Origin of the sequence: Kosakonia sp. N21, from assembly GCF_050587465.1 — a bacterium.
Lineage (GTDB): Bacteria > Pseudomonadota > Gammaproteobacteria > Enterobacterales > Enterobacteriaceae.
Genome location: NZ_JBOBHR010000004.1, coordinates 211764 through 225195, shown reverse-complemented (window position 1 = coordinate 225195; position 13432 = coordinate 211764). Strand labels below are relative to the sequence as shown.

The following is a 13432-nucleotide window of genomic DNA, read 5'->3' as shown; positions in this document are numbered from 1 at the left end:
GAAATCAGTGGATTACAAAAACCGGTCAGGCTGACTCTGTATCATGGCGACACAGAACGGTGGGATTCTCTCCAGGAAGTGTGTTGCACATCGCTACATGCGGGACACCTTTATGCTACATAAATGCAACACCCTAACCGCCGGAGAGTCACATGCCGCAACGCGCACGGTTTTTAGCCCCCGCTCAATCCCCTGTCGGGCTACCCTGTCAGCTTGAAGACTCCTGGCAACGCAGTCTCAGTTATGGACTGACCCGCGATGACGACGCCCAGCCCTGGGTCGCCAGCACCCAGTTAAAAGATGCACGAGCGGAAAATAGTTGGGTAAAACATCTTGTTACGCCGATGCTGTCGCGTCTGGCGACGGAACTGGCGAGTCATCCGTCGATTATGGTGATGTCCGATGCCACCGGACTGGTGCTGGAAACCCACGGCAACAGCGACTTTTTGCATAAAGCTCAGCGCTACGCGCTTTCGCCCGGCAATCTGTGGGGAGAGCATGCACGCGGCACCAACGCGATAGGCACGGCGCTGGCGTTGCAGCAACACTGCGAAGTCTCCGGCAGTGAGCATTACCTGAACCGTAACGCCGGGTTGTTCTGCTCTGCTGCGCCGGTTTTTCGCCCGGACGGGCATATTGCTGGCGTGCTCGATATGTCGACCCCGGCGCTGGCTCCGCGGCGCGATGCGGCGGCACTTATCCGTCGTGTAGTCTGTGAGATAGAACATGCGTGGGCCATGAGCGCGCTGGGTGCGAATCGCTGGCTGCTCAGCCTGCATCATGACCAGGCGGTGCTCGGCAGCGCCCGCGAGCTGTTACTGATTTTTGAAGACACCACCCTGCTCGGCGCGAATAAGCTGGCGATGGACGAGTTCTCCCTGACCTGCGGCCACTTTGGCGCGCTGAATATCGACACGCTGTTCCCTGGCATTGATGTGCGCACAGGTGAGACCGTCCAGGACGCCAGCAATAACCGTCGCTATTACACCCGACAGACATTGCCGGCCCGCCGTTACAGCGGGCGCGGTACGTCGCAACCGCAGGATGCGTTGACAGTCGAAAAAGAGAAAGCGCTGCGTATCGTCAACGCCGGTATCGCCCTGTGTGTGACGGGGGAAACCGGCTGCGGCAAAGAGTATCTGGCGCGCGAGCTTTACACCCGCAGCCAGTGGCGTAACGGCAATTTTGTCGCCATTAACTGCGCCGCATTGCCGGAGCATCTGATTGAATCCGAACTGTTTGGCTATGTGCCGGGTGCGTTTACCGGCGCCAGTCCGAAAGGCTATATCGGCAAATGTCGTGAAGCAGATGGCGGCGTGCTGTTTCTTGATGAAATAGGCGATATGCCGCTGGCGCTCCAGACCCGGTTGTTGCGGGTGTTGCAGGAGAAAAAAGTGACCCCGCTTGGCGCCAACACGACCTGGAACGTGAATTTTGCCCTGATTTGCGCCACCCACCAGGATTTAACCACGCGGGTACAGGCCGGTCTGTTTCGTGAGGATTTGCTGTATCGCATTCAGGAGTTTCATTTGCGCATTCCGCCGCTGCGCGAATGGTCGCAGGTAGAGCGCTTTATTCATAAATTGTGGCATGAACTGGGCGCGCCATGCCGTGACCTGACGCTGAGCGATGAGGTCGTTAGCGTCCTTGCCCACCGCCCCTGGCCCGGCAATGTGCGCCAGCTACTCAGCCAGTTGCGCGTGCTAATGGCGCTGGCGGAAGATGGCGATCGCATCACGCTGGCGGATCTGCCAGGTGAAATCACACTTGCCCGGCAACCTGAGCCCGTTGTGGCGCAGGTGGATGAGCAGAGCGCGATTGCCGAGGCGCAGGGCAACATGAGTCTCGCCGCCAAAAAACTGGGGATTTCGCGCAGCACACTTTACCGGCGGCTGGAAAAACGCCAGGCGGGCTGACCTGCACATTCTCCATACGAAAATGCGACCTCACGGGTCGCATTTTTCATTCATTGAAGAGAATAAACACCAAACCGCAATCGCCGCTGCGAAATAGGTTTTTGTACGCCAGGAATAAAACAACACGCTGAAAAAGAATACCGGCCAATCCGCCCTGAAAAAATCGTTTCTTAAGTTCTTTTTTGTGATCAACTTCAAACAAAATTTCTCATAACGTAAAGAAATGAAAAAAGAAATCGCTTTGTTATGCAAATGCACATTGCCTCGCTATGGCGTAAATCCTATCTTTTACCCACGCAATAATGAGCAGGACAACTAATTTGAATTTACCGCCGCGTTAAATAAAAACAGATCACGTTTCCATGATGTTAATAATGAATTCACTTCAGTAACACCTGAATGAAATGAATCCATTATCAACATTTTTGGATTTCATTTAAATTTAAGGTGGTTTCACATGAGTCAGGTTAATAATCTTGAGGGTGTCACGCACGCCAAAAAAACGAATGTCAGATGGCATATCGTTATTATTCTCTTCATTATTACAGCGGTAAGCGTGGGTGACCGTTCGACGCTGGCGATTGCCGGCAAAGATATGTCCGCCGCGTTGGGCATCAACCCCGGACAAATGGGCTGGGTCTTCTCCGCTTTCGCCTGGGCGTACTGCCTGGCGCAAATTCCTGGCGGCTGGCTGCTTGACCGTTTCGGGTCGAAAAAAGTCTACCTTTGCGGCTTGTGCATGTGGTCAGTCTTCACCCTGCTGCAAGGCTGCGTGGAGATCTTCCACGGCTTCGGCGCCATCATCTGCTTCACCATTCTGCTGTTCCTGGTTGGCCTGTTTGAAGCGCCGGTCATGCCGGGCAACAGCCGTTTTGTTGCTGCCTGGTTCCCGTCAAAAGAGCGCGCGACCGCTGCCGCCATTTTTAACTCTGCACAGTATTTTGCCACCGCCATTTTCGCCCCCATCATGGGCTGGCTGACGCTGAACTACGGCTGGCAATCGATCTTTATCTTTATGGGTACGCTGGGCATTGTGATCACCTTCGCGGCGGCCAAAGTGGTGCATAACCCGTTAAATCACCCGAGTGTTAACAGCGAAGAACTCGACTATATCCGCCAGGGCGGCGCGCTGGTGGATATGGATCAGCGCAAAGTGAAAAGTGGCCCGGCCGTGGATTTTGGCGCGTTTAAGCAGTTGATCACTAACCGTATGCTGCTGGGTGTCTATCTCGGTCAGTACTGCATTAACGTGTTAACGTTTTTCTTTATCACCTGGTTCCCGCTCTACCTGGCGATGGAAAAAGGGCTCGATATCAAAACGGTGGGGTTTATTGCCGCCATCCCGGCAATTTGCGGCTTCCTGGGTGGGTTAATGGGCGGCGTTATTTCAGATCGTATTCTGCGTCTCACCCAGTCGCTGTCGATTGCCCGTAAAACCCCGATTGTCCTTGGCATGCTGCTGTCAATGGTCATGGTGTTTTGTAACTACGTGGACTCGATTTACCTGGTGGTGTTCTTTATGTCGCTGGCATTCCTCGGAAAAGGGATTGGCGCACTGGGCTGGGCGGTCATGTCGGATACCGCGCCAAAAGAGATGGCAGGCGTGGCTGGCGGGTTCTTTAACCTCTGCGGCAATTGCGCAGGGATCATTTCGCCGGTGGTGATTGGCTACATCGTAAAAGCTACCGGTCATTTTGAGTGGGCGCTGGTATTCGTTGCCGTCCATGCCCTGATTGCGATTTTCAGTTTTGTGGTGATTGTCGGCCCAATCAAACGTATTGAGTTGAAAAAAACCGCTGCGCAGCAGTAATTCCAGAACATTTTCTGCCAGCCCCAAAAACGAGAAATAGCAACGTAAAAAAAAGCCTCTGCGAACAGAGGCTTTTTTCGTTTACAGCGCCATATCGTGCTGTGGCGCGCTGGCCGGTTTCTGCTCTGCCGGAGCGACCGCAGGCGTAGTGCCCTGGGCATTCATCTGGATCACCGGCGGTTTGGCGAGCTGCAACGTTGCGGCGGTGTCATCCCAGACCTGCTGGGTCAGCGCCACATTGCCGTTCATCTCCTGGCCATAGCTCGGTACGATTTCGTGGATTTTGCTCTGCCACTGCGGCGAGGCAAACTGCTGCGGGAACATTTTCTTGATAACGTTCAGCGTGATCGGTGCGGCAGTAGATGCACCCGGTGACGCGCCGAGCAAGGCGGAAATGGTTTTTTGCTGATCGACCACCACTTCTGTCCCCAGTTTCAACACCCCGCCTTTGTCTTCATCTTTCTTGATGATTTGTACACGCTGCCCCGCCTGGATCAGTTTCCAGTCTTCTTTACGCGCATTCGGGTAGTACTCTTTCAGCGCCGCGAAGCGGTCGTCATCGCTCAGCATGACCTGGCTCACCAGATATTTCACCAGATCAAAGTTATCCAGCCCTACGTGGGTCATCGGCATAAAATTGCTGGTGGTGGTGGTGCTCAGCAGGTCGAAGAATGAACCGTTTTTCAGGAACTTCGTCGAGAAGGTGGCAAACGGCCCAAACAACACCACACGTTTGCCATCAATAAAGCGGGCATCAATGTGCGGAACGGACATTGGCGGCGCACCGACAGAAGCCTGGCCATACACTTTCTGCTGGTGCTGGCTGGTGATCGCCGGATTTTCCGTCATCAGGAAGGAACCGCCAACCGGGAAGCCTGCATAGTTGTCGGCTTCCGGGATACCGGTTTTTTGCAGCAGTTTCAACGCACCGCCGCCCGCGCCGATAAAGACATATTTCGCATCAATGGCGTGTTCGTTGCCGTTGTTAACATCTTTGATGGTCACATGCCAGGAGTTATCAGCATTGCGTTTAAAGTCGGTCACTTCCGATGAGGTTTGCAGGGTGAAGTTGCTGCTCTTTTTCAGGCTTCCCACTAACTGGCGGGTAATTTCGCCGTAGTTCACGTCGGTGCCGACGGGAGTCCAGGTGGCGGCCACTTTCTGCTGCGGATCGCGCCCTTCCATCACCAGCGGCGCCCATTGTTTAATTTGCTGATGGTCGGTGGAGAATTTCATTCCCTGGAATAACGTGGTCTGCTGCAATGCGGCATAACGTTTTTCCAGGTAATTCACATTATCGCCCCAGACAAAACTCATATGCGGGGTGGAATTAATAAACGAGTGCGGATTATTGAGAACACCACGCTTGACCTGTGCCGTCCAGAACTGACGGGAGATCATAAACTGCTCGTTAATTTCGAGCGCTTTGCTGACATCAATAGAACCGTCCGCACGTTCCGGCGTGTAATTCAGTTCCATATTGGCAGAGTGGCCGGTGCCGGCATTATTCCAGCCGTTGGAGGACTCCAGCGCCACCCCATCCAGTTTTTCCACCATCACCTGCTTCCAGTCTGGCTGCAGCGCCTGCAACCAGGTGCCCAGCGAGGCGCTCATGATGCCGCCGCCAATCAGCAGAAAATCGGTTTTTTGTGTCTCTTCTGCGTACGCATTGGTCGCCGAAGCGACCAGCAGCGCGACCGCAGTCAGCGAAATAGTTGTCTTCTTCATTGCAGGCATAATTATATCTTTACATAGCAAGTAAAATTCGAGTGAACATATATTAACGCACTTTTACGTTATTTTAAAATACCATTCACATTCTCGCTAAATGCTGCAATAAATAGCGGGTTACTTTTTTTAATTAAAAAAAGAGCCTCTTCATTTTGTGTGGAATTAATATCTGCGCATTGCGTTAACCTAACGGAAATATTGCGCATTAAGCAGGATAAAAAATAAAACGGGAAGACATCGCGATGGGTAGCATTATTCCGCCGGATAAGCGCAAGGCTATCCGGCGGTGAGGGTTTATTCTGACTCAGCGTGTTGCAGCGTTGCCTCCTGCAGCGCAATGCGCAACTGATCGTGGTTTTCGGCCAGGATCGCCTGCGCCTGCCCGGCGGGAAGCCCGGTAAGCAGCATTAAAATTGCAGTCCGGCAGTGGTGACAGCTTGCTTCCAGTGCGCTTTTCGCCTGCTCGCGGGTGCACTCTGTTGCCGCCATGACAATCGCAATTTGCCGTTCAGCCCAGTGCACATTACTGGCCTGTATATCCACGCGCAAATTGCTGTAAACCCGCCCGGTGCGAATGGCAAGCCCGGTAGCGAGCATGTTAAGGATTTGCTGTTGCGCAAGACGGGCTTTCGGTTCCGTGAAACCGCTCACCACTTCTGCGCCAATCTCCGGCGCCAGTACGATATCGGCAAGCTGCGCAGCTTCGCTATCATGCCCCCGGCATACCAGCGCCACGCGTGCCCCCATCGACCAGGCATAACGCAGTGCGCCCCACGTCCACGGCGTTTTACCGCTCGCCGACAACGCAACCAGCATGTCGTTGGCGGAGAAACGCAACTGCTGCAGATCGTGCGCGCCACGTTCATAGTTACTGGCCGCCGCCTCCTGCGCTGCCGCGCTGGCATTCGCGCCACCGGCCATCATCCCTACCAGCGGGTGAGTGTTGTCCTGGGCAAAACCACTGGCGAACTGAACCGCCGCCAGCCCTGAAGCGCCAGCGCCGATGCAAATCACCCGACCGCCGCGATTGGCGACCGCGCTGGCGGTGTCCACCAGCCGGGCGATATCCGGTAAACATGCCGTGATGGCATCAGCAACCTGCTTATCCTGTTGATTGATGAGCGCCAGCATGTCGTGGGTGGCGAGACGGTCAATATTCGTGCTGTCGGCGTGGCGGCGTTCCATCATCGAACCGTTTGGCTTACTGCTCATAGACTGCTCCTTCTCAATGGTTCCACACTCACTATAAGGTTATTTATATGCCGGACCTGAGAATGGGGTCACGCTTCACACTACCTTTTGTAAGTTTTCATTTTTTTACATCGCTTTATGATTTGCCCCCCATCGGCGATAATAGATACCTTGTTGTTAATAATCGGATTTGTTATGAACGATATGACGTCCACCGCAGTGAGACCCCGTAAGCGGCCCATGAAGCTCAGCACCACGGTCACGCTGATGGTTTGCAGTGTTATCGGCTCGGTATTGCTGCTGGCGTTTGCCCTGTGGTTCTGGCAAATCAGCAACGCGACGCGTGACGGCGTAAAAGAGACGGCGCTGGCGGTAGCCCGCACGCTCGCCGATGCGCCAGAGGTGAAACGCGGTCTGCGTCTGCCCCCTGACAGCAACGTGATCCAGCCGTTGGCGCAGGCAATCACTATTCGTAACGATCTGCTGTTTGCGGTGGTGACCGATATGCAGGGTATCCGCTATTCACACCCGAATACGGCGATCATCGGCCAGCATTTTATTGGCAACGATCTGGAGCCCGCGCTTAACGGTAATGAAAATGTGGCGGTCAACCGGGGTGTGCTGGCTCCGGCATTGCGTGTGTTCACGCCGGTTTATGATGACAATCACCGGCAAATTGGCGTGGTGTCGATCGGGATTTCACTGAGTAAAGTGGATGAACAGGTCAGCCGTAGCCGCTGGGCGGTGATGTGGACGCTGTTGTTCAGTGCGCTCATGGGCACACTCGGCACCTGGCAATTGGTGCGCGTGCTGAAGCGGATTTTGTTAGGGCTGGAGCCGTATGAGATTTCGGCGCAGTTCAAACAACGCCAGGCGATGTTACAGTCGTTAAAAGAGGGCGTGATCGCCGTCGATGCCGATGGCCGTGTCACCCTGCTGAACCATGCCGCACGGCAAATGCTGCTGACCAATAACCCCAGCGGTGAGACCAGCCACGGGCCGCTGATGGATGAGCTGCTAACGGTGTTAAAAACCGGTAACGCGCTCCAAGACCGTGAACTGGGGCATAATGGGCTGTTGCTGTTGTGCAATACCGTGCCGGTGCGTAGCCAGGGCGCGGTAATTGGCGCAATCAGCACCTTCCGTGATAAGACGGAAGTGAGCCAGCTGATGCAGCGGCTGGACGGGATGGTGAACTATGTTGATGCGTTGCGTACAACATCCCACGAATTTATGAATAAACTGCACGTGATCCTTGGCCTGCTGAATATGAAAAGCTATGACAAGCTCGAAGGTTACGTGCTGCAAACCGCGCAGAATTACCAAACGGATATTGGCGCTATCCAGCACCGGATCAAATCGCCGGTCGTCGCCGGTTTTCTGTTAGGTAAAATCAATCGGGCGAAGGAGCGCGGCTTTACGCTGACGCTGGCGGATGAGAGCCTGGTGCCGGAAAACCCCAATGCGAAACAGGTCACCGTACTGGTCACCGTGTTGGGGAATCTCATTGAGAACGCGCTGGACGCGATGAGCAATCAGGCGGAAGGCGAAGTGAGCCTGCTGCTGCATTATCAGGATGGCTGGCTGATTGGAGAAGTCAGTGATGATGGTCCGGGCATTGAACCGGATCACATCGAGGCGATTTTCCGTAAAGGATTCTCCACCAAAGGCGATAACCGGGGTGTGGGGCTGTTTCTGGCCAGCCAACAGCTCACGGAACTTGGCGGCACGATTACCGTTGAGTCGGAACCCGGCGTGTTTACTCAATTTTTTGTCCATCTCCCCTGGGATAGTGAAAGGAAGACCGCGTGATAAATGTATTAATTGTTGATGATGATGCCATGGTAGCCGAGCTGAACCGCATGTATGTGGCGCAGATACCCGGTTTTCAGTGCTGCGGCACGGCATCCACGCTACAGCAGGCCGGGGAGATAATTAACGATCCGCTGCGCGGCATCGATCTGGTGCTGCTCGATGTCTATATGCAACAGGATAGCGGCCTCGATCTGCTGCCGATTATTCGCGCCTCCCGCCGCGCCATCGACGTGATCATGATCACCTCCGCCGCCGATGCCAACACCATTCAGACCTCGCTGCACTATGGCGTGGTGGATTATCTGATTAAGCCTTTCCAGTTCCCGCGTTTTGAAGAGGCGCTGACCTCATGGCGGGAGAAACGCAAACAGATGGATTCACAGCCCTATTACGAGCAATCGGACGTTGACCGTTTGCTGCATGGCGGCGCGCCGGAAGTGGCCGATACCCGTAAATTGCCAAAAGGGCTTACCGCACAGACGCTGCGCACCATTTGTCAGTGGATTGATGCTCACCCGGGCATTGAGTTCTCCACCGATGAACTGGCTGCCGCCGTGAATATCTCACGCGTCTCCTGCCGTAAGTATCTCATCTGGCTGGCGCAAATTAATATCCTCTACACCACCATTCACTATGGTGCAACGGGACGCCCGGTTTACCGTTACCAGCTGATTGCCGAGCAGTACAGTCTGCTTAAACAGTACAGTCAATAAGACGGTAGCTGTCGTCGCACTGCGTAAAGCCGAACTGGCGTTGTGAAGAGAGGATAATGTCGCGGTTTTTGGTAACAAAGATCGCTTCAATATCCTCATGCTGACGCAGTGCGGCACACCCTTTCTCTACCCCAAGGCCAAAAATCAGCGTCGTCCAGATATCGCCATCTAACGAATCGGCGGAAATAATGGTGACGCTGTCGAGTTCGTTATCCAGCGGATAACCGCTGCGCGGGTCAAGAATATGGTGCCAGCGTTTCCCGTCCTGCTCGAAATAACGCTCATAGGTACCGGATGTCACCACCGATTTATTCGCCACGTTAATCGACCCCACCAGCGCATCTGCACTGGCAAACGGTTTTTTCACCCCGATGGTCCACTGCCCTTGTGGATTGCCCAGCGTTTGCACATTACCGCCGAGGTTAATCAACCCGTCGTTGACGCCTTGCTGGTGCAGGTAATCCCGTACCCGATCGGCAATAAACCCTTTGGCGATGGCGCCCAGATCTATCTCCATGCCTGGCTGTGTCAGAAACACAGAATGCGCCGCATCATCCAGCACAACATCCTGCGGCCGGGTAATACGCAACCGCGCGGCGATGTCCTGCGCGCCCGGAACGCTGTCGCCTTTAAATCCAATGCGCCACAGTTTGACCAGCGGTCCGATCGCAAGGTTAAACGCGCTGTCACGCACCATGCTGGCGGCTTTGGCGCATTTAATCAGCTCAAAGACCGTGCGGCTGACGACAACCGGTTGTTGCCCCGCAGCATGGTTAATGTCCATGACCTGAGACTGCGCGCGGTTAACGGTGAAAAGATCTTCGTATTTTTTGACGAGCGAAAACACGCGTGATGCGAGGGCTTCATCATGGGAAAAGAGTTTAAGCAGGACGGGCGACCCCATCAGAACGGCGGAGTAGCTCCAGACGCGGTTATCAGACATCGCATGCTCCCTGAGAACTGCCTGATGGCGTTTTGCTTATCAGGCCTGCACGCGTGCAGGCCTGAAGTGTAGCACGATTGTTAACTGCGTTTTGCGCGGAGTGCCGCCTGATGACCTGCCAGGGTGCCGAAGATAATGATATCGGCCACGGCGTTACCGCCGATGCGGTTGCCGCCGTGAATACCACCAACCACTTCACCCGCCGCGTAAGCACCCGGAATAACCTGTTGCGCCGCATTCAACACTTCGGTCTCGGTATTGATGGTCACACCGCCCATCGTGTGGTGAACACCCGGTGCGATTTGGATCGCATGGAACGGGCCTTCATTGATCGGCGCGCGCAGCGCGGTGGTGCGACCAAAGTCGTCATCGTGCTGTTTTTCAACAAAACCGTTGTAACGCTCAAGCGTTGCGAGAAACGCATGGTGGTCCATACCCAGTTTATCCGCCAGTTCACGCGGCGAGCTGGCGCTGGTGACAAACCCACGACCGATATACTCATCCGCCGCTTTGTTTTTCGCTCTGACATGTTCGTCAAACACAATGTAGGCGTAATGCTCCGGCAAGGCGATGATAGCTGCCGAGACTTTGTCACGGGTCGACATCTCATTGAAGAAACGGTTGCCCTGCTGACTGACCAGGATAGCGCCGCCGCCGCGAATGGATTCCGAAATCAGATAGGAGGTATTTTGCTCAACCGTTGGGTGGATCTGAATTTCACCCATATCCACGGTGCCCGCACCAATGCGTTCCAGTAAAGCAATCCCACCGCCGGTCGCGCCTTTATGGTTGGTGGTCACAAAACCTTCCAGATCCGGGCGGTATTTCACCACCATTGCGCTGTTGGCGCTGAAACCACCGGTCGCAACAACCACGCTTTTCGCCTGAACGGTCAGGGATTCCTGCTCTTCGGTCAGCAGACGTACGCCACACACTTCGCCCTGCTCAAACAGAATGTCATCTACGGAGGTGTCCAGCATCACATCGATGCCACGTTTGTTCACGTTGCGCACCAGGCCGCTGATCAGATAGCCGCCAACAGCCGATCCGTCACGCGGGCGGTGAGTACGGTCAATGCTCATGCCGCCAGTCGTGGTGATGTCGTTCAGCATAATGCCGCGACGCGCCAGCCACTCGATGGCTTCCGGTGCGTTCTCAACAAAGCGATGCAGCAGTTCCGGATTGTTTTTGTTACCGCCACCTTTCAGGCTCTCCTGGTAGAACAGCTCTTTGCTGTCCTGGATGCCTTTCACACGCTGGAAGCGGGTTTCTGCGGCATTCATCCCGGCGGAAGCCTTAATGGTGTTACCGCCGATGGTCGGCATTTTCTCAACGATCAGCACACTGGCGCCTTCATCATGCGCCTGGATTGCGGCTGCCAGACCAGCGCCGCCGCTGCCGACCACCACAACATCATAACTTTTCGGGCCTGCAGGCTCGCCGCCCTCTTCCGCCACGCGTGCTTTACTGGATTTGAGCATGGCTTTCGAGACAGCTTTTTTCACTGCTTCGCTCTGGCTGGTCGCACCGGAGATGGCATCCACGTGCGGTGTATTTGCATCCAGAATGCGACCGCGGATCTCTTCAAAACTGCTGGTGAACTCCACGGTTTGCACCGGGCTGGACGCCAGTTCAATGTCAACGATGCGATCGGTTTCGAGGCTGACATTGATAACCAGTTCGTTAACGTCATCCTGCACGGTTTCAACAAACAGGCCCGGTTTAAATTTCGCTTCGCCCATGCTCATATCACGAATCATCGCTTCCACCAGCGAGAAACGCCACAGGGGTTCCGGGATCTGCAGCGCTTCGCGCTGGGTGCTGTCGATAAAGAGTTCCAGATTTTCACCGCTGGCGATGCGCGCGGTCCAGTCCGGATAAGCGATGCACGCACGGCCTACAGCGATCAGGTCATAACCGTGATCCATCCCCTGTACGGCATCAGCAATGTTCACCACGCCGCCTACGCCCATCACCGGAACCTGCGCTAATGTCGCTGAGCGCATCGCACAATATTTATCGATCAGCGGCGTCGGGTCGCTGGTGTCGTTAATCGACGGGCGCAGCGCAGCGCCAACGGAGAAGTGGAGGTAGTCCACACCGCGCGCCGCCAGTTTTTCCAGCAGGTACATGGTGTCATCAAAACGGATGCCGGGGACTTCCAGCTCTTCCGGCGAGAAACGGTAGCCGATGATAAACGCATCGTCGGCATACTGACGCGCCATTTTATGGGTGATCTCCAGCACGGCCAGCGGGAATTTCGCGCGGTTGTCGCGGCTGCCGCCCCACTCGTCGTCACGCTGGTTGGAGTTTGGCGAGAAGAATTGTTGGATCAGATAGGTGTTGGCACCGTGAATTTCGACACCGTCAAACCCCGCCTGGATGGCGCGACGTACGGCTTCACCAAATTTCCCTACCATCGCTTCCACTTCAGCGGTGGTCATAGCAACCGGCGTTGCAGCTCCATCACGCGGCGCAGCGATTGCGCTTGGACCAACCGGCGTGCGACCGCCGATCAGCTTCGGCTCTACCATTCGACCGCCGTGGTAAATCTGCAGCAGCGCTTTTGAGCCTTCGCCTTTAATAGCAGCGGCGATTTTTGCCAGTCCGGCAATTTTTTCGTCGTTATCAATACCAATTGCACCCGGGAAAGCCAGACCGAGATCATCGACAAAGCAACATTCGACTATAATAGTACCAATGCTACCGGCGCGGGCCCGATAGTACTCCACCAGCTCACTGCTGACGGTACCGTCGAAATAGCCTGTACAGGTGGTCATGGGTGCCATTAACAAACGGTTTTTCAGTTCTGCGCCATTCGGTAATGTAAAGGGGCTGAGAATGCGTTCGCTACTGGTCATATAAAAACTCCAAAGTCTTAAAATTAAAAATTCTGAATGGGGTGACAGATTTTATTTTTCGTTATGTTTTTCAATCTTTATGTCGTGTATTTAATATACCGCGAATTTTACTTACCAAATTAATTACGTTAGTTAATAAACTATTTAATACCCTGAATAACAGCACTACCACTACTGTATTATCATTTTTAAATAACACGTTCACATGGCATTAATTACCGGTAACAACATGATTACCATCGCTATAAATGAAACGGTTTTTTATTATTACATAAATGATTTAATTTCAATTAGTTGCAAACAATCACAGCGAAAATGAGATTTATTATCAGCACCATTTTTTAACATTTATCGAAATTTTCGCCAAATAACCCCATAACACTACAGGGGTATTCAACTTATTAAAAAGTCAGCTCGCTTTTTCGTTTTTTTGATCTCAATCAAGAGTATTA

Annotated in this window: 8 protein-coding genes; 4 read left to right on the top strand and 4 right to left on the bottom strand. The window is 54.0% G+C overall.

The window, feature by feature from the left end; genetic code table 11:
- The first annotated feature begins 152 nt into the window (after positions 1-152).
- Positions 153-1916: a sigma-54-dependent Fis family transcriptional regulator gene (locus ACQ3G7_RS11315; RefSeq protein ID WP_430889870.1), complete on the top strand. Its 1764-nt coding sequence runs from the start codon at positions 153-155 to the stop codon at positions 1914-1916.
- A gap of 457 nt (positions 1917-2373) precedes the next feature.
- On the top strand, positions 2374-3726 hold the full coding sequence (locus ACQ3G7_RS11310; protein ID WP_430889869.1) for an MFS transporter: 1353 nt from the start codon (positions 2374-2376) through the stop codon (positions 3724-3726).
- Positions 3727-3807: 81 nt separating this feature from the next.
- Here ACQ3G7_RS11310 and mqo read toward each other — a convergent pair whose 3' ends face one another.
- Both mqo and ACQ3G7_RS11300 read right to left on the bottom strand, forming a co-directional pair.
- The gene (gene mqo / locus ACQ3G7_RS11305) at positions 3808-5463 is read right to left on the bottom strand and encodes a malate dehydrogenase (quinone) (RefSeq protein WP_430889868.1); all 1656 of its coding nucleotides are present in this window, start codon (positions 5461-5463) and stop codon (positions 3808-3810) included.
- Positions 5464-5751: 288 nt separating this feature from the next.
- On the bottom strand, positions 5752-6669 hold the full coding sequence (locus ACQ3G7_RS11300; protein WP_430889867.1) for an N-acetylmuramic acid 6-phosphate etherase: 918 nt from the start codon (positions 6667-6669) through the stop codon (positions 5752-5754).
- A 174-nt stretch (positions 6670-6843) separates the two neighbouring features.
- Here ACQ3G7_RS11300 and ACQ3G7_RS11295 point away from each other — a divergent pair, with 174 nt between their 5' ends.
- The gene (locus ACQ3G7_RS11295; protein WP_430889866.1) at positions 6844-8460 is read left to right on the top strand and encodes a sensor histidine kinase; all 1617 of its coding nucleotides are present in this window, start codon (positions 6844-6846) and stop codon (positions 8458-8460) included.
- A complete protein-coding gene (gene dcuR / locus ACQ3G7_RS11290; RefSeq protein WP_430889865.1) occupies positions 8457-9176 on the top strand; it encodes a two-component system response regulator DcuR in 720 nt (239 codons plus the stop codon). Before ACQ3G7_RS11295 ends, dcuR begins: the two co-directional genes overlap by 4 nt.
- On the opposite strand, the gene ACQ3G7_RS11285 is transcribed toward dcuR, so the two are convergent.
- The gene (locus tag ACQ3G7_RS11285) at positions 9157-10119 is read right to left on the bottom strand and encodes an FAD:protein FMN transferase (RefSeq protein ID WP_430889864.1); all 963 of its coding nucleotides are present in this window, start codon (positions 10117-10119) and stop codon (positions 9157-9159) included. The two genes, dcuR and ACQ3G7_RS11285, sit on opposite strands and share 20 nt — an antisense overlap.
- An 80-nt stretch (positions 10120-10199) precedes the next feature.
- A complete protein-coding gene (locus ACQ3G7_RS11280; protein WP_263100565.1) occupies positions 10200-12980 on the bottom strand; it encodes a flavocytochrome c in 2781 nt (926 codons plus the stop codon).
- Positions 12981-13432 lie beyond the last annotated feature (452 nt).

Excerpts from the sequence above, each read along its gene's own strand:
- ACQ3G7_RS11315 (WP_430889870.1), top strand. The coding sequence starts at position 153 with ATGCCGCAACGCGCACGGTTTTTAGCCCCCGCTCAATCCCCTGTCGGG.
- ACQ3G7_RS11310 (WP_430889869.1), top strand. The coding sequence starts at position 2,374 with ATGAGTCAGGTTAATAATCTTGAGGGTGTCACGCACGCCAAAAAAACG.
- mqo (WP_430889868.1), bottom strand. The coding sequence starts at position 5,463 with ATGCCTGCAATGAAGAAGACAACTATTTCGCTGACTGCGGTCGCGCTG.
- ACQ3G7_RS11300 (WP_430889867.1), bottom strand. The coding sequence starts at position 6,669 with ATGAGCAGTAAGCCAAACGGTTCGATGATGGAACGCCGCCACGCCGAC.
- ACQ3G7_RS11295 (WP_430889866.1), top strand. The coding sequence starts at position 6,844 with ATGAACGATATGACGTCCACCGCAGTGAGACCCCGTAAGCGGCCCATG.
- ACQ3G7_RS11285 (WP_430889864.1), bottom strand. The coding sequence starts at position 10,119 with ATGTCTGATAACCGCGTCTGGAGCTACTCCGCCGTTCTGATGGGGTCG.
- ACQ3G7_RS11280 (WP_263100565.1), bottom strand. The coding sequence starts at position 12,980 with ATGACCAGTAGCGAACGCATTCTCAGCCCCTTTACATTACCGAATGGC.